15 protein-coding genes are annotated in these 21,119 nt (G+C 65.1%); 5 read left to right on the forward strand and 10 right to left on the reverse strand.

Features of this window, described 5'->3' with window-relative positions; genetic code table 11:
* Nucleotides 1-79: 79 nt before the first annotated feature.
* From GFD21_RS07370 to GFD21_RS07380, 3 genes are read right to left on the reverse strand one after another with little or no spacing between them, the layout of a single operon-like run.
* Nucleotides 80-1,045: an ABC transporter permease gene (locus GFD21_RS07370; protein ID WP_163197335.1), complete on the reverse strand. Its 966-nt coding sequence runs from the start codon at nt 1,043-1,045 to the stop codon at nt 80-82.
* Nucleotides 1,042-2,085, reverse strand: a complete 1,044-nt coding sequence (locus GFD21_RS07375) for an ABC transporter permease (RefSeq protein ID WP_163197336.1) — start codon at nt 2,083-2,085, stop codon at nt 1,042-1,044. The genes GFD21_RS07370 and GFD21_RS07375 overlap by 4 nt, the downstream gene beginning before the upstream one ends.
* A complete protein-coding gene (locus tag GFD21_RS07380; protein ID WP_163197423.1) occupies nt 2,075-3,598 on the reverse strand; it encodes a sugar ABC transporter ATP-binding protein in 1,524 nt (507 codons plus the stop codon). The genes GFD21_RS07375 and GFD21_RS07380 overlap by 11 nt, the downstream gene beginning before the upstream one ends.
* 806 nt (nt 3,599-4,404) lie before the next feature.
* Between GFD21_RS07380 and GFD21_RS07385 the strand changes: the two genes are divergently transcribed.
* The gene (locus tag GFD21_RS07385; protein ID WP_163197337.1) at nt 4,405-5,130 is read left to right on the forward strand and encodes a carbonic anhydrase; all 726 of its coding nucleotides are present in this window, start codon (nt 4,405-4,407) and stop codon (nt 5,128-5,130) included.
* 133 nt (nt 5,131-5,263) lie between these two features.
* A complete protein-coding gene (locus GFD21_RS07390; RefSeq protein WP_163197338.1) occupies nt 5,264-7,945 on the forward strand; it encodes an FHA domain-containing protein in 2,682 nt (893 codons plus the stop codon).
* A gap of 592 nt (nt 7,946-8,537) precedes the next feature.
* Here GFD21_RS07390 and GFD21_RS07395 read toward each other — a convergent pair.
* Complete coding sequence (locus tag GFD21_RS07395) at nt 8,538-9,542, reverse strand: hypothetical protein (RefSeq protein WP_225431723.1); 1,005 nt, start codon at nt 9,540-9,542, stop codon at nt 8,538-8,540.
* A 176-nt stretch (nt 9,543-9,718) separates the two neighbouring features.
* Here GFD21_RS07395 and GFD21_RS07400 point away from each other — a divergent pair, with 176 nt between their 5' ends.
* Together GFD21_RS07400 and GFD21_RS07405 are read left to right on the forward strand one after the other, a co-directional pair.
* Nucleotides 9,719-10,333, forward strand: coding sequence for a sugar O-acetyltransferase (locus GFD21_RS07400; RefSeq protein ID WP_163197339.1), 615 nt, complete (start codon nt 9,719-9,721; stop codon nt 10,331-10,333).
* A gap of 143 nt (nt 10,334-10,476) precedes the next feature.
* The gene (locus GFD21_RS07405; RefSeq protein WP_163197340.1) at nt 10,477-11,496 is read left to right on the forward strand and encodes a hypothetical protein; all 1,020 of its coding nucleotides are present in this window, start codon (nt 10,477-10,479) and stop codon (nt 11,494-11,496) included.
* Between the two features lie 24 nt (nt 11,497-11,520).
* On the opposite strand, the gene GFD21_RS07410 is transcribed toward GFD21_RS07405, so the two are convergent.
* The 6 genes from GFD21_RS07410 to GFD21_RS07435 form a co-directional block, all read right to left on the reverse strand.
* The gene (locus GFD21_RS07410; protein WP_163197341.1) at nt 11,521-12,657 is read right to left on the reverse strand and encodes an ATP-binding protein; all 1,137 of its coding nucleotides are present in this window, start codon (nt 12,655-12,657) and stop codon (nt 11,521-11,523) included.
* A 328-nt stretch (nt 12,658-12,985) separates the two neighbouring features.
* Nucleotides 12,986-14,113: a glycoside hydrolase family 172 protein gene (locus tag GFD21_RS07415; protein WP_163197342.1), complete on the reverse strand. Its 1,128-nt coding sequence runs from the start codon at nt 14,111-14,113 to the stop codon at nt 12,986-12,988.
* A gap of 120 nt (nt 14,114-14,233) precedes the next feature.
* On the reverse strand, nt 14,234-15,112 hold the full coding sequence (locus GFD21_RS07420; RefSeq protein WP_163197343.1) for a carbohydrate ABC transporter permease: 879 nt from the start codon (nt 15,110-15,112) through the stop codon (nt 14,234-14,236).
* 72 nt (nt 15,113-15,184) lie between these two features.
* Nucleotides 15,185-16,126, reverse strand: coding sequence for a carbohydrate ABC transporter permease (locus tag GFD21_RS07425; RefSeq protein ID WP_055426679.1), 942 nt, complete (start codon nt 16,124-16,126; stop codon nt 15,185-15,187).
* 193 nt (nt 16,127-16,319) lie between these two features.
* Nucleotides 16,320-17,624: an ABC transporter substrate-binding protein gene (locus tag GFD21_RS07430; protein ID WP_163197344.1), complete on the reverse strand. Its 1,305-nt coding sequence runs from the start codon at nt 17,622-17,624 to the stop codon at nt 16,320-16,322.
* A gap of 203 nt (nt 17,625-17,827) precedes the next feature.
* Nucleotides 17,828-18,913: a LacI family DNA-binding transcriptional regulator gene (locus tag GFD21_RS07435; RefSeq protein ID WP_163197345.1), complete on the reverse strand. Its 1,086-nt coding sequence runs from the start codon at nt 18,911-18,913 to the stop codon at nt 17,828-17,830.
* Nucleotides 18,914-19,785: 872 nt separating this feature from the next.
* Here GFD21_RS07435 and GFD21_RS07440 point away from each other — a divergent pair.
* Entirely contained in the window at nt 19,786-21,117 is a 1,332-nt protein-coding gene (locus tag GFD21_RS07440; RefSeq protein ID WP_163197346.1) for a hemolysin family protein, read from the forward strand.
* Nucleotides 21,118-21,119: the final 2 nt, after the last annotated feature.

Consider the following 21,119-nt stretch of genomic DNA (forward strand, 5'->3'; position numbering starts at 1 on the left):
TGCGCATCGGGCGATGCGCATGCGGTCCGGCGTCACGCCCCGGCTGTTGCGTGGCCGCGTCGTCACGGCCGCGCGACGATTACTTGGTGGTTGGTTTCTTGACTATCAGCTCCTTCAGTCTCGACAGGTTGGGCAGGACGATGGCGATGAGCAGGATCAGGCCGGAGATGAGCGTCTGCGTGGTGCCGGGCACGTTCGCCAGGCTCATCGCGGACTGCACGACGAACAGCAGGGCGACCGCGAGCACGACGCCGCTGGTCAGGCCGGAACCGCCGAAGATGGACACGCCGCCGAGGACCACGATGGTCAGCACCAGCATGATGGTGCCGTCCGCGTTGTCGCCTCGGGCGGAGGCGTACTGGCCGGCCCACACGACGCCGGCGAGCCATGCGGTGACGGCGCCGAGCACGTAGGCCACGATCTTCACGAACGTGATGGAGATGCCGGCCGACTTGACGGCGGGCGCCTGGTTGCCGATCGCATAGCAGTACTGGCCGTAGTTCGTCTTGGCCATGATCACCCAGATCACGAACGCGACGATGGCGAACACGAGCACCGGCACGGGGATGTAGCCAACCCACGTGGAGCCGAGGGAGGCGTAGCCGCCTTCGATGCCGTTGATGCCGGCGTCACCGGCGATGAGGTAGGCGGCGCCGCGGTAGGCGCCCATCGTGCCCAGCGTGACGGCCATGGACGGCAGCTTGGCGACGGCGACGAGCACGCCGTTGACGACGCCCATCACCACGGCCACGGCGAGCGAGATCAGCGCGCCCTCGACCACCGGCATGCCGGCCTCCCAGCAGCGCGCGTAGAGCACGGCGCTCACGGCGAGCGTGGAGGTCAGGGAGATGTCGATCTCGCCGAGCACCACGATCGGGAACAGGCCGAGGCCCATCAGCGCCGTGGGCACGAACGTCACGGACGAGTTGGCGAGGTTGAGGTAGTTGAGGAAGTAGGGGGACAGCTGCGTGCCGATGAAGACGGCGATGACGAGCAGTCCGATGAGCACTTCCTGCCATTGGTAGCGACGGATGAAGCTTTTCATGCCTGCACCTCCAGGATGGCGTGGCGGGTGCTGAACCGCGCGGATTGCATACGGATGAAGGCGTCGACACCAACGGCGGCGATGACCGCGACACCTTGGAAGATAAGACGGAAGTACTCGTTGACGCCGATGAGGATGAGGCCGTTGTCGAGGCAGGCGTAGACGAGCGCGCCGAGCATCGCGCCGGCCGGGGTGCCGACGCCGCCCCACAGGCTCACGCCGCCGATCACGGCCGCGGCGATGACCTCCATCTCATAGCCGTTGCCCATCACGGAGTTGATGGTGCCGACCTGGGCGCCCATGAGGATGCCCACGAAGCCGGCGAGCAGGCCGGAGAGCGTGTACGCGCCGAAGATGATCCTGGGGCTCTTGAGGCCGAACGACTCGGCGGCCTTCGGGTTGGAACCGTACGCGTACAGCATGCGGCCGGACGGACGGTAGAACAGGAAGAACGACGCCACGACGCACAGGATCAGGCAGATCCACACGTAGGACGGGATGCCGAGGAACGTGCTGGGGGCGAAGACGTTGACCCAGTGCGGGATCTGGTTCTTCGTCACCTCGCGCGAGCCCGCGTACAGGGAGTCGAGGCCGCGGTAGACGGACAGCGTGCCCAGCGTGGCCACCATCGACGGGATCTTGAGGTAGCCGACGAGGAAGCCGTTGAACGCGCCGAGCAGGATGCCGAACACCAGGCCGAAGATGACCACGATGTAGCCCAGCCCCGGTGCCTTGGAGCACACGTCGTAGGAGATGAACGCCACGATGCCCACGATGGAGCCGACCGACAGGTCGTAGTTTCCGGTGAGCAGCACGAGCGATTCGCCCACGGCCGCGATGGCGAGCACCGCGGCGCTGAAGAGGATGTTCTTCACGTTCTGCATCGACATGAAGTGCGGTGCGAAGATGCTGAAGAAGACGATGATCAGCAGCAGGAACACGATCACGCCGGCGCCCTGCGATTTCATCGCGGAACGCGCGCGGGCGCTCAGCTGCTGCCCGAACGACTTGTTCGAGGCATTGCCCTTGTCACTTGACATGCTTGTCACCACCCTTGCCCATGGCCGCCGCCATGATTTCCTCCTGTGTCGTGTCCTGCGTCTTCAGCTCCGCGGTAAGGCGGCCGCGGGCCATGACGTAGATGCGGTCGCTCATCTCGAGCAGCTCCGGCATGTCGGAGGAGATGAGCAGCACGGCCAGTCCCTGTTCGACGAGCTTCGCGATGAGCTCGTGGATCTCGGTCTTGGTGCCGACGTCGATGCCGTGGGTCGGCTCGTCGAGGATGAGCACGCGCGGCCCGCGGGCGAGCCAGCGGCCGAGCGCGACCTTCTGGCGGTTGCCGCCGGACAGCGAGGAGACCAGATCGGTCAGCGAGGCCTTGATGGCCAGCGAATCGTGCTGCTCCTGCGCGGTCTGGCGTTCCTTCTTCGCGGAGCGGAACCCGAAGTGCGAGAGGGTCTTGAGGTTCGGCAGGCAGATGTTGTCGCCCACGCCCATCTGCATGACCACGCCTTCGCTGTCTCGGTTCTCGGGGCAGTAGATGACGCTCTGCTTGACCATCTGCGCGGTGGTCACGCGCGGCACCTTCTTGCCTTCCACGTAGACGTCGCCGTGCAGCGGCTTGATCATGCCGAACACGGCCTGCACGAGTTCGGAGCGGCCGGCGCCGACCAGGCCCGCGAGGCCGACGACCTCGCCGTGGTGCACGTTGAGGGAGATGCCTTCGAACAGGCCGGGGGAGCTGACGTTCTCGACGCGCAGCGCCTCCTTGCCCACGGTGGTCTTCGGCGCGGTGGTGCGTTCGCTGACCGGGTGGCCGACCATCTGGGCGATGATCTCGTCGTCGGTGATGTCGCCGATCGGGCAGGTGCGCACGTGCGTGCCGTCGCGCATGATGGTGACGGTGTCCACGAGCGGCCTGATCTCCTCCATGCGGTGGGAGATCCACACGACGGTGGTGCCCTTGGCGCGCACGTCGCGCACGGCCTTGTACAGGAGGTTCGCCTCGCGGCTGGTGAGCGCGGAGGTCGGCTCGTCGAGGATGAGGAGCTTGAGGTCGGTGGTGAGCGCTCGCGCGATCTCCACGTATTCGGCCTCGGCGACGGACAGGTCGCCCACCTTGGTGCGGGCGTCGATCTCGAAGCCGAGCTTGTCGAGGATGGCCTGGGCGTCGGCGCGCATCTTCTCGCGGTCGAGCCTGCCGGACTTCATCGGGTAGCGGCCGGTGTAGATGTTCTCCGCCACGGACAGGTGCGGGAACAGGTTCGGATCCTGGTAGACGGCCGTCACGCCGTGGTCCTTCGCGGCCTTGGTGTCGGCGTAGAGCACCGGCGTGCCGTCCAGCACGAGCTGGCCGGAATCCTGGTGGATCAGGCCGGTGATCGTCTTGATGAGCGTCGATTTGCCGGCGCCGTTCTCGCCCACGAGGGCGTGGATCTCACCGGGCATGAGATCGAACGAAATGTCGTTCAGGGCGTGCGTGCCACCGAACGACTTCGTGATATGTTCGATGCGCAAACGCGGCACAGTCGTTTTGTCGTCGACCGCTTCCATCACATTGCATCCTTTCGATACAGTCATGGCTTCCCGGGTGCGCAACGTTGCCGGCATCCGGAACGCCGGGCGGTTCATCCGCGCGGAACGCCGGGCCTCGTCGGCGAGGTGCGTTCCACGGGCGTCGCCGCGGTCCAATCATTTCCCGTCATCGTCATCGCGACGGAACAGATGGTGGTCGTCCCTCCTCTCATAGGGCAAAGCTTCGCCTCACCCTCTTGCCCCGCCGATCAACGGGACGCAGGTGTGAATGCGACAGACGCTGTTGTTGTACGTGTGTTATGCACGTGTGTGCGCATGTATGGCGGATACGGTCAGCCCGAAGAATCCTCCATGATTCCCTCCTTTTGTGCCGATTCGTCCACGAATCTCACAATCCCTCTGTGCGATAATCGTTTCGATTACCTCACACCGCAGAGAGTACCCCCCCCCCGGTTTGTTTGTCAAGTATTAAGTGTGTTCGTGTTAACCCTAACAAGCTCGTTATCAAGCCAATCCTCGAGACGCCTTGTCCCGCCTTGCATCGACCGGCGCAATGCACGCCAATCGCACAGCACCTCCCGGAAACCGCACAGGGAGGAGTACTTCGCACATCATAAACGGACGGCATCGATCACCATTGATCACGGGTCGGTCACCACCGATCACGGATCGATCACGAGTCACGCATCCGCACGGCGTGCGTCCTCCGCCATCACCATCCCGCCGGCCCCTACTATGGAACCGGACCGAAACGCACCGGAACACGCCGAACCGGCACGCCGGCACGGCGCACCAGAGAAAACCCGTCAGCAAGGAGACCCGACATGCCCGAACCGTTCGAGAACGCATTCGCCAGCGAGGCATACGAATCCCACGAATCCAAGGCGAACGCCGCGTGGAGCCGACTGCTGCAGGGCAACCGCCGCTTCGCTTCAGGCACGGCCGAGCACCCGTGGCAGGACCGCGAGACGCGCGAACGCCTCCTCGACGGCCAGCACCCGGACGCGGTCGTGCTCTCCTGCTCCGATTCGCGCGTGCCGCCGGAGATCATCTTCGACCAGGGCCTCGGCGACCTGTTCGACGTGCGCACCGCCGGCGAGGTGCTCGACGACGCGGTCATCGCCTCGATCGAATACGCGGTCGAACATCTGGAGGTGAGCCTCATCGTCGTGCTCGGGCACGAGGGCTGCGGCGCGGTGAAGGCCGCCGTGGACGGCGTGGCCGAGCTCGCCACCCGCTTCGACGACTGCGACTGCTTCGACGTGCCGGAAGGCGCCGCGCGCGACGAGGCGCACGCCGACCATCTGGAGGCGCTGCTCGCCGCGCAGGATTCGCCGATCGTGCGCGAGGTGGGCGCGTCGGTCGCGCAGGCGATGGACGCCGACCTGGAGGACGCCGCCGACTTCGAGCGCGCGCACGTGGCCCGCACCATCGAACTGCTCGTCGACGGCAGCGAGACGATCCGCCTCGCGCTGGCCGAGGGCCGCCTGATGATCGCCGGCGCCCGCTACGTGATGCACGACGGCCTGGTCGAGGTGCTGTCGTTCTGACACCCGCCGCGGGACGCCGAGGCGCGCACCCCATGTCACCCGAGGCGCGCCGCCGCCCGGAACGCGCCATGCGGGGGACATGCCGCGGTGGTAGACATGGAAGGCAGAGAAGCACGACAGAGAGAAGTCCATCATGATGCTGCCCACCCTCACCGTCTACATCGGGTCGACCGGCCATGTCGTCGATCCCACGCGACCCTCCGTCATCGGCCGCGCCGCCGACTGCGACCTGGTGGTGCGCGACCCGCACGTCTCGCACCACCACGCCCGCTTCACGCCCACCGCCGACGGCTGGCTGCTCGAGGACATGGGCAGCGCGAACGGCCTGACCGTCAACGGCGTGCGCGTCACGCAGGTGCTGCTCGCCAACACGACCACGGTGATGCTCGCGGAGGGCGTGCCCATCATCTGCATGATCGCGGCGCCCGCACCGGCCACCCCGGCCGTGAAGGTGCCGGGTGCGGCCCCGGCCGTTCCGGCGCGTCCGGCGACGACGCCCCGCCCGGCCATGCCCGCACCCGCGCGTCCCGCCCCGGCCTCGACCACGCCCAAGGTCCCGGCCCAGACCGCATCCACGCCCCTGCCCCCGGCACCGTCCGTCCCCTCCCGCCAACCCGCGCAGCCGCCGCAGACGGGAATCCCGGCACCGGCGAATCCCCCGACGAACACGGCGTTCCCCAACATCGCGAAATCACTGCCGAACACCGTGGCGAACACCACGACCACGAGTCCGGTGCCGGCAGCGAACACCGCGCCGGCCCCCGCCGCACCCGCCTCGCAGCAGACCGGGTTCGCCGGCACGGTGATGGCCGGCAGCACGCAGGCGCAACGTCTCGCCTCCCAGCTCGCCCCGCAGCGCGTGCTCGGCAACTTCGACCCGACCCGCGACCGCAGCGGCGTCATCGGCCGCGATCCGTCGAGCCTCATCCGCATCAACGACTTCCTCGTCTCCCGCAAGCACTGCTCGCTGGAGGCCACGCCGAACGGCATCCTCCTGACCGACCTCGATTCGGCGAACGGCACGTACGTCAACGGCCGCCGCGTCGCGAAGGTGTGGCTCGAGGAGGCCGACGTCGTCACGGTCGGCAACACCGACCTGACCGTCGCCGACGGCGTGCTGCAGGCCCGCGAGCCGATCGCCGGCACCGACGCGGTCATCGCGGAGAACATCGGGCTGACCGTCGGCAAGGGCGTGCGCCTGCTCGACGGCATCGACGCCGTGTTCGCCAAGGGCACGCTCACCGCCGTCATCGGACCGTCCGGCGCCGGAAAATCGACCTTCACCTCCATCGTGGCGGGACTCAACTCGCCCACGGAAGGCCATGTGCTGTTCGACGGCTACGACGTGCACCAGAACATCGAACTGCTGCGCAGCCGCATCGGTTTCGTGCCGCAGGACGACGTCGTGCACCGCAAGCTCACCGTCGACGCGGCGCTCGAATACGCCGCGAAGCTGCGTCTGCCCGGATCGTCGAAGGCGGAACGCGCGCAGATCATCGACGACGTGCTCGACGAGCTGGAACTCACGTCGCGCCGGCACAACCGCATCGACCGGCTCTCCGGCGGCCAGCGCAAACGCGTGTCCACCGCCATCGAGCTGCTCACCGGGCCGGAACTGCTCATCCTCGACGAACCGACCTCCGGACTCGACCCGGCGCTCGACCTGACCGTCATGACGATGCTGCGCAAGCTCGCCGACAAGGGGCGCGTGGTGCTCGTCGTGACGCACTCGCTCTCGTACATCGACAAACTGTGCGACAACGTGCTCATGCTCGCGCCCGGCGGCCACCCCGCGTTCTTCGGCACCATCAAGGAGATGCACCAGGCGTTCGGCGACAAGGACTGGGCGGACATCTTCAAGGAGGTGGCCGAAACGCCCACGCAGGTGTATTCGGTGACCGACTCGCACCTGCGCACCATGGAGGCGAAGGCGAAGGTCCGGCCGAAACCGAACCACGAGAAACCGGTGAAGGTGTTCCGCTTCCGCCAGATGCTCACGCTGGTCATGCGCCAGCTGCATCTCATCGTCGCCGATCCCGGGTTGCTCGTCTTCCTGCTGTTGCTGCCGCTGCTGCTCGGGCTGCTTTCGCTCGTCGTGCCGGGATCGCACGGATTGGGGGAGCCGGACTTCAAGGACGCGGCCACCGAGCCGAGCCAGCTGCTCGCGCTCGTGATTCTCGGCGCGTGCTTCATGGGATCGGCGCTCTCCGTGCGCGACATCGTCTCCGAACGCGCGATTTACGACCGCGAGCGCGCGGTGGGCCTGTCTCCGAGTTCGTACACCGCGTCGAAGCTCATCGTGATGGGGTTGCAGACGCTGCTGCAGGCGGCGATCCTCACGGCGGCGGTGAGCGTGGGTAAGCCACGTCCGGAAAGCGGTGTGATCACCGATTCGGGCGTGCCCGAGCTGGTGCTTGTGGTGTGGCTGACCGCGTGGGCGTCCGCGATGCTCGGCGAGGTGGGGTCCGCGCTGGTCAAGTCCGGCGAGCAGACGATGCCGCTGCTGGTGATCCTCGTGATGGCGCAGCTCGTGTTCTCCGGAGGCATGATCCCTGTGACCGACCGTGACGGGCTCGAGCAGGCGTCGATGATCTTCCCGGGGCGTTGGGGCTTCTCGGCCGCCGCCGCGGACATCGGACTCAACAAGCTGCTCTACGGGCCGACCAAGGTGCCGACCTTCAAGAAGGACGACCTGTGGAAGAACACGCCCGACCAGTTCTGGTTCGACATCGCCGTGCTCGTGGTGATGGTCGTCGTGTTCACGCTCGTGCTGCGCGTGTGCGTGAGCAACTTCGTCGCGAAACGACGGAAGTAGGGGAGTGTGGGCGGTTTCCGCACGCGGTGGCGTGCGCGGAAACCACCGGTTGTGGGCTTGTATGCCCTTGTATGCCCTCGCATGCCCTCGCATGCCTCGTTGCGGCGCACTCATTGAGAAGCAACCATGTTCCATGGCCGAACCGTGCTACGGGAGAACGCGTGATCGGTATGGGAGCGCATGTGTTTCCGCCACGATCACGCACGAAACCACCTGCAGAAGCCCCTCCTATCGCACTCAACTGAGGAATTGCCGGTGATGCTCGGGCCGGGCTCTGTGTCGGCGCCGCGCATTGTCGCACTCAACTACGGAATCGCTGCAACCTGCATTGAGTGCGCGAAATCCCCTCTCCCTCATCTATCTTTGCCCCGATTTCGCGATTGAGGGAGAACACGATTCGTCCCTCAACCGTGACGATACGTGAATCACCGTTGAGGGATATAGCCATCGACAACGAAATCGTTGGAAAATGGCGCATTTCGATGACGGTCCGCTGCCGCCTGGTGTCAGACCAAAGGATCGCCCTCTCCCTCAATTCGAAAACTCGGTCTCGGGCGCATTGAGGGAGAAGCCATCCTCCTCTTCTCTCATCTCAACGGACCTTGCGACGGGAATCCGCGAGCGCTTCGACCGGCGTCGCGACCGGACGGAACATGAAATCGGCCCCGCGCAGCATCAGATGCCTTGCCACGATGAACGCGAACTCCGCCCGGGAGGATTCCGTCCGGAGCGTATCGGCCGTAATAGTGACGACCGTCCAACCGTGGTTGCCCAGTTTGGTGCGTTTCTCCTGGTCGCGCCGCCACTGCGTCTTGTCCGTGCGATGATGATCACCGTCATATTCGACTGCAACACGGTATTCGGGCCAGGCCAGATCAAGCGTCATCGGCGAACCGGAACGGAAGAACGCATCGCGCACGGCATGATTCGTCGTCGGGAACGGTATCCCGTGACGGCATAGCGCGAGCCGGGTCGCCGTCTCCCATGGCGAGTCCACGTCCGGCATGACCAGCGCCGCGGCGCGGGCGCACGCCAGCTTGCCTTTGAACTTGGGCAGACCGGATACGAATCCGACGAGATCCTCGCGAATCGCGGTTCCGTCCCGACCTTTCGCCACGGCGGGACGATCGGCGGTGGCGGAGACGATGGAATCCCCGAGCGCGATCAACGATTCCAGCGGCAGGTGCACGGCGAGCTGGGCCCAGGTGTGACGGAGGTCCAACGCGTATACGTTTCCCGCGATGCACACGTTCTCGCCCTGGGGGAGCGCGCTCCACACGTGCGGGGACAATGCGCCGCGCGGATGATGCGCCGGGCGCCGGGCGATGCGGCGCGTCTTGCGACTGGACACGACATGCAGCGACGACATGTCGAGATCACAATCCGCGGGCAGGGGAATGGACTGCAACGCCAGCGAGGTGACCATCCCGAACATCAACCGGCGTCCGGACGCCCGCACCTCCGCGGCGCACCGCGCGATGGTGTCGCGTCGCAGCTGGGCCAGCCCCTGCCGCATGGAGACCTGGGCCGCCGCGCCCGTGCGGGACCGGATGAAGTCATCCATGGCGGCCGCATCATCATCGATCGATCCGTTCATGCCCGCACCGTACCGTCGCCGCACACGGCGACGCAACCGGTACGGGCAATGTGTACAGAACTCCAGGGATATCCACAGGCGCGGCCGCCATCCACCGATGTCATGCATGAACGTCAAGACCATATGAGACCGCATAGGATTGGAGAATCCGATGATTCCAACGAAGGAGCAACGCCATGACCGTTCCGCAGCGGGTGCTTGATCTCATGCATTCCCCGGGCATCTACTTCTGTGACGACCCGGAGATGGAGGCCGCGCAGAAGGAGCAGCTCAACCTGCTCTACGACTTCAATGCCACACGCCCCGGCGACCCGAAGCGCCGTGAAATCGGCGAGCGCTTGTTCGCCGAATATGGCGAAGGCGTATACCTCGAACCGCCCGTGCACGCCAACTGGGGGTGCAGCACGCATTTCGGCGCGCACTCCTACGCGAACTTCAATCTCACGCTCGTGGACGACGGAGAGATCTTCATCGGCGAGTACACGATGATCGGCCCGAACGTCACGCTCGTGACCACCGGCCACCCGATCCGCCCCGACCTGCGCGAACGCGTCGCGCAGTTCTCGGAACCGATCCATATCGGCCGCAACGTGTGGATCGGCGCGAACGTGACGGTGCTGCCGGGAGTCACGATCGGCGACAACGCGGTCATCGGCGCGTGCAGTCTCGTCACGAAGGATGTGCCCGCGAACAGCGTGGCGGTCGGCGCTCCCGCCCGCGTCATCCGCGAAATCAACGAGCACGACCGTGAATACTACTGGCGGGACAGGCGTATTCCGGACGATATCTGAACGTCATACGCCGAGCCACAACGTACCCGCGTTCATTGAATGTTCATGTGGGGGAGCGGTCGCACGCGTCATACGGTCGTACCGTGGAAAAGGGACGCAACGGCGCGGCGCGGAAGCGCGGCGGCAATGGACGATGGTGAGGGATGCGGATGAACGGTTCACGCGACGAGGCGCAGATCCCCTTCGACCAGGGTCTTTCGAACGGGGAGTCTTGGGATGGCGCATCATCCGGTATGACCAGCGCGTATGCCGGCGACACGGACGGCGTCATGAACGGTGTCGCAGATCCTGCCGATGCGCGCGGCGCGCGCGGCGACGGCTCGGCCGACGTCACGGATCCGACCGGCACATCTGGAACCGGGGAAACGACCACAGTGACCACGACCACGATAGATACGGCGAAGCCGGACCCGGAAGCCACACCTGCGCCGGAAGCCACACCCGCAACGGACGCCGCGACCGATACGGCGACCGCGGCCCACCACGCCGCGGCCAAGACGTCGGTACCGTTCCAAATCGCACAGAACGACCCTGTCCCCATCCGCATCCTGAAGCGCGTCGGATACGTCGCCTTCACCATCGTCAAGGGGATCGGCATCGCGTTGATGGCGATCCTGGGGTATCCGCTCGCGCTGATGGCGGTCATGCTTCCTTTCATGCTGCCGTTCATGATGTCGGACACCAACGGCAGTTACGACGCGAACGCGATGGATCTCCGACTGGGTGTCGCGGTGCTGTATCTCGTCGCGGGGCTGATCGTCATCATCGTGACGATGGTCCGGCGGCGACGCAACGGCACGTCGGGCAAGATCATCCTCGCCATGGTCCTCGCCGTGGTCGCGTTCGGCTATGGCGCGGTCAACACGGCTTCGTACGCGACGGCGATCATCGCGGGGCCGAAGACGATGGCGGTGGACCGGCCGACGGTGACGCGCGAAACGAAATCGAGCGATGACGGCGATTATCAGGTGTGCGCGTGGAGGTTCACGCGGGACCTGTCGTTCGACGCGGGATCATGCGAGGACGACGGCAGCGTCAGCACGAACAACCGCATCGCGCAGGACCTGCTGCGCACGCATTCCGACCACGTGGTGCTGCGTTACTACGACACGATCTCCGGCCCCATCTACGTGGGTCTCGAGGACGACCCGAACTATTCGTGACGAAGCGGCCCGTGCGCCGAAACGTCAGCGCGAGGCGAGATATTCGCCGAGATGCGGCACGGCGAATTCGACCGTCCCATGCCCTGCCGGGCGAATGAGCCGGTCCTTGATGAGGATCGCACGGTACTTACCCACCCAACTCCGGCTGCGGCGCGCCCGCTGCGCAATGTCGGCGACCCGCGTGGGACCGGGGGAATCCTGGGCCATGGCGGTCAGGAACAGTCGTTCCGCGCCGGTGGCGCCGTCCAACGCGGGAGCGCATACGGCATCATCGAAGGCAAGCAGCGCATCCCGCAAGCCCGTCTCCACATCCTGCGAAGTGATGGAGTCGGAGCCACGACGCTCCGCGGATTGCCACATGTAGTAGCCGATCAGCTGCACCATGTATGGGTAGCCGTCGGACTGGCGCGCGGCTTGAAGGGCCTCTTCCTCGCCGATGGTTTTGCCGGAATCGGCGATCGTCTCCAAAAACGCGTTCTTCACGTCCACGATGGGGACGTTGTCCAACTCACGCCGTAGCGCACGCCGAAGGAATGTGGTCACTTCGTTGTCCAGCAGTTCATTGACCATGTACGGCAATCCGGCGAAGACTATCGCCACGCCCTTTTTGTCGATGTCGGCGACATCGCTTTCGTCGGCGTCGGCGATGACATGCTGCACCGCCGTCGCAATGGCGACCACATCCTCATGCGAGGCCGCCTGGGTTTCATCGATGGTGATGAGGATGCCCTTCCCCTTGCCGATCTTCCTGCTGCCAAGCCGGGCGTTGATGGCGTTGCGCAGCGTCAGCGGATTGACCGCGGCCGAAAGATGCGCCTGCCCCAGGCTCGCGGTGGCAACCCCCGGTATGCCGATGGACGGGCTGATGGTCGCCTGGTCGATACGCATGCCGGACGGGGAAAGGGCCTGCACCAACCGTGACACCAACCCCTCGGACGCGGTCTCGCCTATGGTTTCCCAATGTTGCGACTTGGCGATGCGACGAAATTCGGTGAGCATCACGGTCTTGCCGAAACCACGCTGACCGGTGATCAACATGATGCGGCCCGGCGCGCCCACGCCATTCGTCAACGCTTCCGAGAAATCATCGATGACGGACTGCCGTCCGATAAGAATCGGCGGCATCTTCCCGGCTGTGGGTTTGAACGGATTGACCGACATGACCCCTCCTTCATCAATGACATGACGTCGGCATGCCGCCGATCAACAGTACGGGTGCATCGTCGACAGTTGCGCTACCGCATACCGATGTACACGAATATATACCAATGTACACGAATGTATACCAATGTGCACCATTGCGCACTGTTGCGCACTGTCAAGCCCCCGAACAACCAAATGTTCGATTATCCGCAATCGCGGAGGCGCATGCCGGCGCCCCGGATCCCGGCACATCCAAACAAAACATTGCGGCCCGTGCGCCGTCATGTTTCACGTGAAACGCGACGGCACACGGGCCGCAATGGAGGAGGAAAGGAAGGGAAAGACGTCACCGCGGGCGGCGGAACTTGCGGTCGCCGACGGACGGGAACGGCTGGTGCGGCTCGGACTGGTACCAGTAGGCGACGGTCGCCACGTCGTCCTGACGCTCGAAGTTGCCGCCTTCCTCGGTGCCGATCTGCTGCCAGGTGACGCGCAGGTTCTTCTCGAAGTACATCGGATCGGGCAGGTGCCAGCGGTACAGGCCGCGCGTCACCGGCGTGGCGGTGTCCCAGTAGCGGCTCTCGCGCCCGGCGAGGTTCTGCGAGTAGAACGGGAACCCGAGGTACGGGCCGGTGAACGTCTTCTCGTACATGCGGCCGTTCTCGTCGAAGTCGGCGAAGCTCCATGCGCCGCCGAAGTAGTCCTCGGCGCCGGTGCTGCACCACGTGGGGTATTCGCCGTCGTCGTCGATGTAGAACTTGAACTCGCCCTCGCCCCACCAGCGGCTTTCCAGCGCGGTGAGCGCCAGGTACGTGCCGATGTAGGTGCCGTGGCCCTCGACGCCGTCGAGCACGACGTAGTCGCGGCCGAGCTCGGTGACGCGTTCGCGGCGCCACTGCGCGTGGAAGCGCATCGCGTCGGCGGGCAGCTCGTCGTATTCGGTGTAGTCGATCTGGTAGAAGAACGCGGGCACGTCCTCGTTGTGGTCGCTGCGCAGCACGATGCGCGCGTGTTCGAACGGCATCGCGAAGTAGCAGTTGAAGCCGCGGTTCGGGTTCACCATGATCGGGATCGAGTTGATGTCGCACGACTGCGCGTGGCCGCAGCAGAAGAAGTCGCCGATCGGGCACTGCACGGAAGGCGTCTCCTCGCCGTCCCAGTAGAACTCGAGGATGAGGTTGCGCAGCACGTCCGGCCCGGTGGGGGAGGTCTTGTCGGTCACGGTCATCCAGATGTGGCGGATGACGCCCGGGCCGTCGACGTCCATCAGCGTGACGGATTCGCCGGCCCTGACCGTGCGGATGCACGGGCTGCCCTTGCGCGAGGGGCCAAGGGCGCTGGCGGCCATCGCGGCGCGCCCCTTGCCGCCGTTCGGGTTCTCGGCGTTGATGCAGCGGGTGCGGCCCTGGGACCGCAGGGTCACGGCGTCGAGGGCGCCCTGCCCGTATCCGAGATTCGCGTTTGCGTTGAACATGGTGGTTCACTTCCTTCCGTGGGATGCCATGGCCCGTTCCGTGCGCCGCGTCGCGCGTATTCCCAGGCAGATCGCGGAACGGGCCGTGGCGTGTGTGTTGGATTGTGTGCGGATGATGCCTTACTTCACGGCGCCGGCGGTGATGCCCTGGGAGAGCTTGCGCTGGAAGATGATGAAGAAGATGATGGTCGGCACGATGCTGAGCAGCGAGGCGGACGCCAGGGTGGTGGCCTCCATCGTGTGCTGGCCCTGCAGGGTGGCGAGCGCCAGCGGGATGGTCTGCACGTCGTCGCCCATGAGGAACGCCATCGGGATCATGTACTCGTTCCAGGTCCACACGAAGAAGAACACGAACAGCACGCTGATGGTCGGCCAGGAGATCGGCAGCACGACCTTGCGCAGCACCTGCCAGCGGGAGGCGCCGTCGATGGCGGCGGCCTCGAGGATGGCCTGCGGGAACGTGCCGTACACGCTGGAGAGCAGGTAGGTGCCGTACGCGCTCTGGATGATCGTGAAGATGATGATGATCGCGAGCTTGGTGTTGTACAGTCCGGCGGCCTTGAACATCGTGTACAGCGGGTAGAGGAGCGCCTCCTGCGGCATCATGTTGGCAAGCATGATGGCGAGCACGATCCACGTGTTGCCCTTGACCTTGCCGATGCCCAGCGCGAAGGAGTTGAGCACGGAGAGCACGACGGCGGCGACGGCCACCACGAGCGAGATGATCAGGGAGTTCATGAACTTCAGCGGGAACTTGGTCGTGGTCCAGAAGGAGACGATGCCTTCCATCGTGAAGCTCTTCGGCAGGCTCAGCGGGCCGGTGGCGTTGTAGTCGGCCTGCGTCTTGAATGCGTTGACGGTGAGCACCAGCAGCGGGAACAGCACGACCAGTGCGGCGACGACGAGCAGGACGAGTGTCACCCAGTCCCCTGCGGAGCGTACGTGCTGCGTTTTGTGCGATGCCCTCTTCGCCGCGGCGGCGGTCATTGATTGCGTCATGGTTCAGCCCTCGGTTTCAGTCGTTTCGATGATTGCGATGCGATGGTTTCGGTCGATGCGCGGGTGCGGCGGTCAGACCAGGTTCTTCTCGACGCGCTTCTGGATGATGGTGAACACCACGGAGAAGACGATGATCACGGCGGTCAGCGCGGTGGAGATGGCGGCGCCGTAGCCGACCTGCTGCACCTGGAAGAACTGGTTGTACGAGTAGTAGGACGGCACGGTGGTCGCGGTGCCGGGTCCGCCCTTGGTGAGCAGGTAGACCGGGGCGAAGGTCTTCAGCGCGCCGATGGTGGCGGTGAGGATGACCACGAGCAGTTCGGGGATGATGGACGGCAGGGTGACGACGCGGAACTTCTGCCACCAGTTGGCGCCGTCGAGGCTGGCGGCCTCGTACAGCTCCGGGTCGACGCGCTGCAGGCCGGACATGAAGATGACGATCGGGTAGCCGAGCTGGATCCACACGAGGATGAACATGAGCACGGGCAGGGCGCTGTCGGGGCTGCCGAGCCAGTTGTGGGTCAGCGAGCCGAGGCCGATCTGTTCGAGGAGCGCGTTGACGGCGCCGTCCTCGGGGCGGAAGATCCAGCCCATGATGATCGCGGCGACGGCGACCGGCAGCAGCTGCGGCAGGTAGAACAGGGCGCGCAGGAAGGATGCGGTCTTGCCGCCGAACTTCTTCTGGATGACGTCGGTGAGCAGGGAGGAGATGAACAGGCCGAGGATGGTCGGGATGACCACGATGGCCACGATGATCCAGAACGAGTTGAGGAAGGAGATCCAGAACGTGGAGTCCTTGAAGAGGCGCTGCCAGTTCTGCAGTCCGATGAAGCGGACCGGGCCAACGCCGCGCCAGCGGGTGAAGCTCAGGTAGATGTTCCAGACGAACGGGACGATGACGATGATGGTCAGGCCCAGGATGCCCGGGATGAGGTAGGGCACGAATCGCGAGGATTTGTTGCCGGGAAGTCGCGACAGCGATTCGTGATGAGCATGCTTGCGGTTGCCTGCCATTGCTCTCTACTCCTTATGTGCGATGACGATGTGCGGTCGATGCGATGCGCGATGTCTTACGGATGCGATGGATGAATGGTGACGGATGAAGTGTGGAGGGCGGGATGCGGGAAGGGGCGCACGCACCCCGCCACGGATGGTTTCGGTGGGGAGGGCGGGCCGATCGCGTTGGGGTCGGCCCGCCCGGCCGGGATCAGTTGGCGAAGCCCATCTCCTCGACGCCGGAGTCGTACTTGGAGTGGATGTCCTTGAGCACGGCGGAGGAGTCCTTGGTGCCGTTCACGAGCTCCTGGAAGGAGGCCGGGATGGCGTCGGTGAGGCTGGAGGCGGCGTAGTCGGGGTAGTAGCTGAGCTTGCTCTTGCTCGCGTAGGAGTCGTACTCCTCGATCATGGCCTTGCTCTTCTCGTCGGTGATCTTGTCGGGGTCGGCGGCGACGGGGATGCCGCCGGCGTTGCCGAGGAAGTTCTGGACGTCATCGGAGAGCACGTAGTTGATGAACTTGGCGGCGAGGTCCTTGTGCTTGGAACGCTCGGGGATGACCAGCAGGTTGCCGGCGCAGCCGACGGCGTACTCGGAGTCGGGCATGACGGCGGCGGTCCAGTCGAAGTTCTTGATCTGCTTGGCGAAGCGGCCCTGGTTCCAGGTGCCGGTCTGGTAGATCGGGTACTCGCCCTTGATGAACGCCTGGGTGGTGTCCTCGGCCTTCATGCCGGTCGCGTTCTTGGAGATGAAGCCCTTGTCGAGCCAGTCGCTGATGGTGTTGGTGGCGCCGGTGAGGGTCTTGGAGTTCCAGTTCACGTCGCCCTTGTACAGGTGCCAGGCGTCCATGAACTTGGCGTCGGCGTTCTTGGAGACCAGCTGCCACCACAGCCACATCACGCCGTACTCCTGGGCGTCGGCGGCGATCGGGGTCACGCCGGCGTCGACGAACTTCTGGCAGGCGTCGACGAACTCGTCGTAGGTGGTCGGGATCTCGATGCCGTACTTGGCGAACAGGTCCTTGTTGTAGTAGACGCGCTGGAACTCGGCGTAGCTGGACATGCCGTACCAGGTGTCGCCGCCCATGATACCGTTCTCGTCGTACTTGGCGGTTTCGGCGTTGGAGCCGGTGACCTTCTTGTCCCAGCCGTACTGGTCGACGTAGTCGCCGAGGTCGGTGAGCAGGCCCATGGTGGACAGCACGCCGGCGGAACCGTTGCCGCGGTTGGATTCCATGAGGTCCGGGGCTTCGTCGGAGTTGAGGAACTGGCTGCCGTTCTGCGCGATCTGGGTGAAGGACTTGCGCTCGAACTTGATGGTGACGCCGGTCTCCTTCTTGAACATTTCGGCGGCCTTCTTCCACGCCTGGGTCTGGCCGGCGCCCTCCTCCTCGTAGTACCAGAAGGACAGGCTGTCCGGGGTGCCCTCGTCCTGCGCGGTGTCGCTGCCGCACGCCGCCAGCGCGGTCACGGACATGGCCGCCACGGCCAGTGCTGCGAGGCCTCGTTTGATGTTCATGGGATTCTCCTTTTCCTTTGGTTATTGCTTGCGCAACAGCTGCTTCATCTCTTGTCGAATCGTTTCGATTAGAGGGACGGACACCGGGTTCCTTTCATGCCCGGCATCGTGGTGGCCGGCCTTGCGGCCGGGGCGGCCATCGCTGGAATCGAATCGTTTCGATTACCGTGATGGGGAAAGTGCGGTATGTTCCTTCATCGGCGTCACGCCACGCTTTCCGTCAGGGAAGTCTTTGAATAGGGGGGGGGGACGTCAAGTCCCGCCTCGTCGTCCGGGTCCACCGCATGGACCGAGCCATGCTCCTGGACCTGCGGGAGCACGAACTCGCCGGCGTCGGCGATGTCGGCGCCGCCCTCCACGGCGGACACCAGCAGTCCGACGGCCTTGGAGCACAGCAGCCTCGGCATCAGGGGGATCTCGGTGACCGGACGGACCACCAGGTCGTTCTCGAAGAACGTGCCCACCGACAGCACGGAGATGTCGGAGGGGATGTCCAGCCCACGCTCGACCAGCTCCTGCATCACCATGTTGAGCACGGTGGCGCCGGCCTGGTTGACGATCGCGGTGGGACGGGGGTCTATGGCCATGAGCTCGCGGACGAACGCGGCGGCGTCGAAGCTGCCGGCCTCGTTCTTCCCGGACTCGACGACCCGCATGCCAAGCCCGGCGGCGCGGTCCAGCATGCGCTGACGCAGCGTCACCACATAACCGGAGCCTCGCGCGTAGTCGCGCTCGTTGTCGCGCAGCAGCGCCATGGTGCGGTGGCCGCGCTCATGGAGGTAGTCCATCGCCATCGTGGCGGCGGCGTCGAAATCGACGTCCACGCACGCGCAGTCGCCGCGGTTCGCGGGGTAGCCGATGGCGACGCACGGCTTGCCGTACGAATCGGCCTGCATGACGCGGTCGTCGTCCTCGACGATGTCGAGCAGGACCACGCCGTCGACCATGTTGCTGCGGGTCACGCGCTGGATGTCGTCCACCGCGTCCTCGCCGGTCAGCAACAGCACGTCGTAGCCGGCGTTCTTCGCCTGCCACGCGGTGTGGAGGAAGTACGCGTTGTACTTTGCCTCGTTGATGTCGCCACGGATCGGCTCGCTCACCGCCAGGATCTGGTTGCGGCGGCCGCGCATCTTCTGCGCCGACGCGTCCGGGGTGTACCGAAGCTCCCGGACCGCTTCCATCACCTTGCTGGAGGTCTTCTCCGAAATCGCGCGCTTGCCCGACAGCACATAGGACACGGTGCTGACCGAGACCCCGGCGGCACGAGCCACATCCTTGATTCCAGCCATCATCGCCTCCTTTCCACGGTCGCGCTTGCGCGTCGACGGCACTGTCTTCGATGATATCCTCACCGAACCGTTCGCGGCCGGTCCCGCGTCGTCATGTCGACTGTCATCGCCACGCCATTGCGGTCTCGTCCACGTCGTCTCCGTTCCGACAGTCACTGTCGAAACGTTTCGCGAACATCATACGTCGAATCGTTTCGACTTGTCAACAACGCGACACGCCGCCGCTTCGATGCGACCGTTCCGACGGAGACGGTCAGCGCATCCGGCCCCCGCATCCGGAACGACCCTAACGAATCGGAGGGCACGACCCTCGCAAATCAGACGGCACGACCCGCCATGGTGTGCCCCTGTTCGCGATATTGACCTATTCCGAGTCTCCGGGGCACTCACCTTCCGGACCGGTTTTTGCATGCTTGCTACAGAATGGCGGAATTCCAACGATTTGCAGCTTCGATGCCGTGCCCCTGTTTCACCATGCATATCCAACGCCGTCACAGGGGCACACGGCTGCACCCCTGTTCTGTCATACACGCCCAATGCCGTTACCGGGGCGCAAAATCACGCCCCCGTTCCGCCATAAGTACCCGACACTGCCACTGGGGCACACGACCGTACCCCGCAATCGAAAACCATCCGCATGGGCGAACCGGGGGCACGCAGCTGCGCCCCCTGTGCATGTGGACATGCTTCCCGACAAACCTGGGCACCATAAAGGTGCGCCTCCCGAACCGGGCGGTCCACCGCGCTCGGATCATTCGCCGCGCACTCTTCCCCGCTCCGCGCAGGCACCGCCACACCGCAGACAAAGCCACACCGCAGACAAAGCCGCCACAGGAAACGCTTTGACGCGCCTCCCCCTTAGAGTGGAGGGCATGTCACTTGGCCTGAACATCCTGCTGATCTTCGTCTTCCTGCTGCTCGGCTCCATCTTCTCCGGCACCGAGCTGGCGCTGGTGAGCCTGCGCGGCTCCCAGGTCGACCAGATGGAGCAGGAGGACGCACGCGGCGCACGCGTGGCCAAGATCGCCCGCGACCCGAACACGTTCCTGTCCACCGTGCAGATCGGCGTCACGCTGTGCGGCTTCCTGTCCGCATCGTTCGGCGAATCGTCAATCTCCCCGTACATCACGCCCGTCGTGGAGGGTTGGGGCGTGCCCGCGCACATCGCCGCGCCGCTGACCACGATCAGCCTCACGCTCATCATCTCCTACTGCTCGATCGTCATCTCGGAGATGGTGCCGAAGCGCATCGCCATGCAGCGCACCGAGGCGATCGCGCGTGCGGTGGTGCCCGCGATTGACATCTTCGCGAAAGTGTGCAGCCCGATCATCTGGCTCATCGGCAAGAACACGAACGGCCTGGTGCGTCTGCTCGGCTTCGATCCGAACGAGACCGAATCCGAGGTGAGCGACGACGAACTGCGCGTGCTCGTCAACTCGAACACGAACCTGAGCAAGGACGAACGCACGATTCTCGACGACGTGTTCGACGCCTCCGAGACGATCGTCGCCGAGGTGATGCGCCCGCGCGCCGACGTCGTGTTCATCGAGGGCGCGATGCCGATCGCCGACGCCGCCGCGTACGTGCGCGAGATGCCGTACTCGCGCTACCCGGTCACCGGCAAGGACTTCGACGACGTACTCGGCTTCGTGCACGTGCGCGACCTGCTCGACGTGCGCGATCCGGACGCGAAGACCGTGGCCGACGTGACGCGCGAGGGCATCTCCCTGCCCGGCACGTCGAAGCTGCTGCCCAGCCTCGAACTGCTGCGCAAGCGCGGCATCCACCTGGCCGTCGTCATCGACGAGTACGGCGGCACGGACGGCATCGTCACGTTGGAGGACATGACCGAGGAGCTGGTCGGCGACATCCGCGACGAATACGATCTGCCGAGCGAACCGGGCGGCGCGCGACGCGACCGCCGCACCGCGTTCGTCAACGGCGTGGCCACCATCGAGGGCGGCATGACGCTCGAGGACTTCGAGGACCTGACCGGCATCGAGCTCGAGGACGGCCCGTACGAGACCGTCGCCGGCTACTTCCTCGCGCACACCGGCAAGATGGGCGAGGTCGGCGACGTGCTCCACTCCGACGGCTACGACATGGTCGTCACCAAGATCGACGGCCGCCGCATCGACACCATCGACGTGAAGAAGGCCGGCGCGCCCGATCACGCCGATGTGCCGTCGCCGGCCAAGGCGTGACG

Origin of the sequence: Bifidobacterium platyrrhinorum (assembly GCF_010667645.1) — a bacterium.
Classification (GTDB): domain Bacteria; phylum Actinomycetota; class Actinomycetes; order Actinomycetales; family Bifidobacteriaceae; genus Bifidobacterium; species Bifidobacterium platyrrhinorum.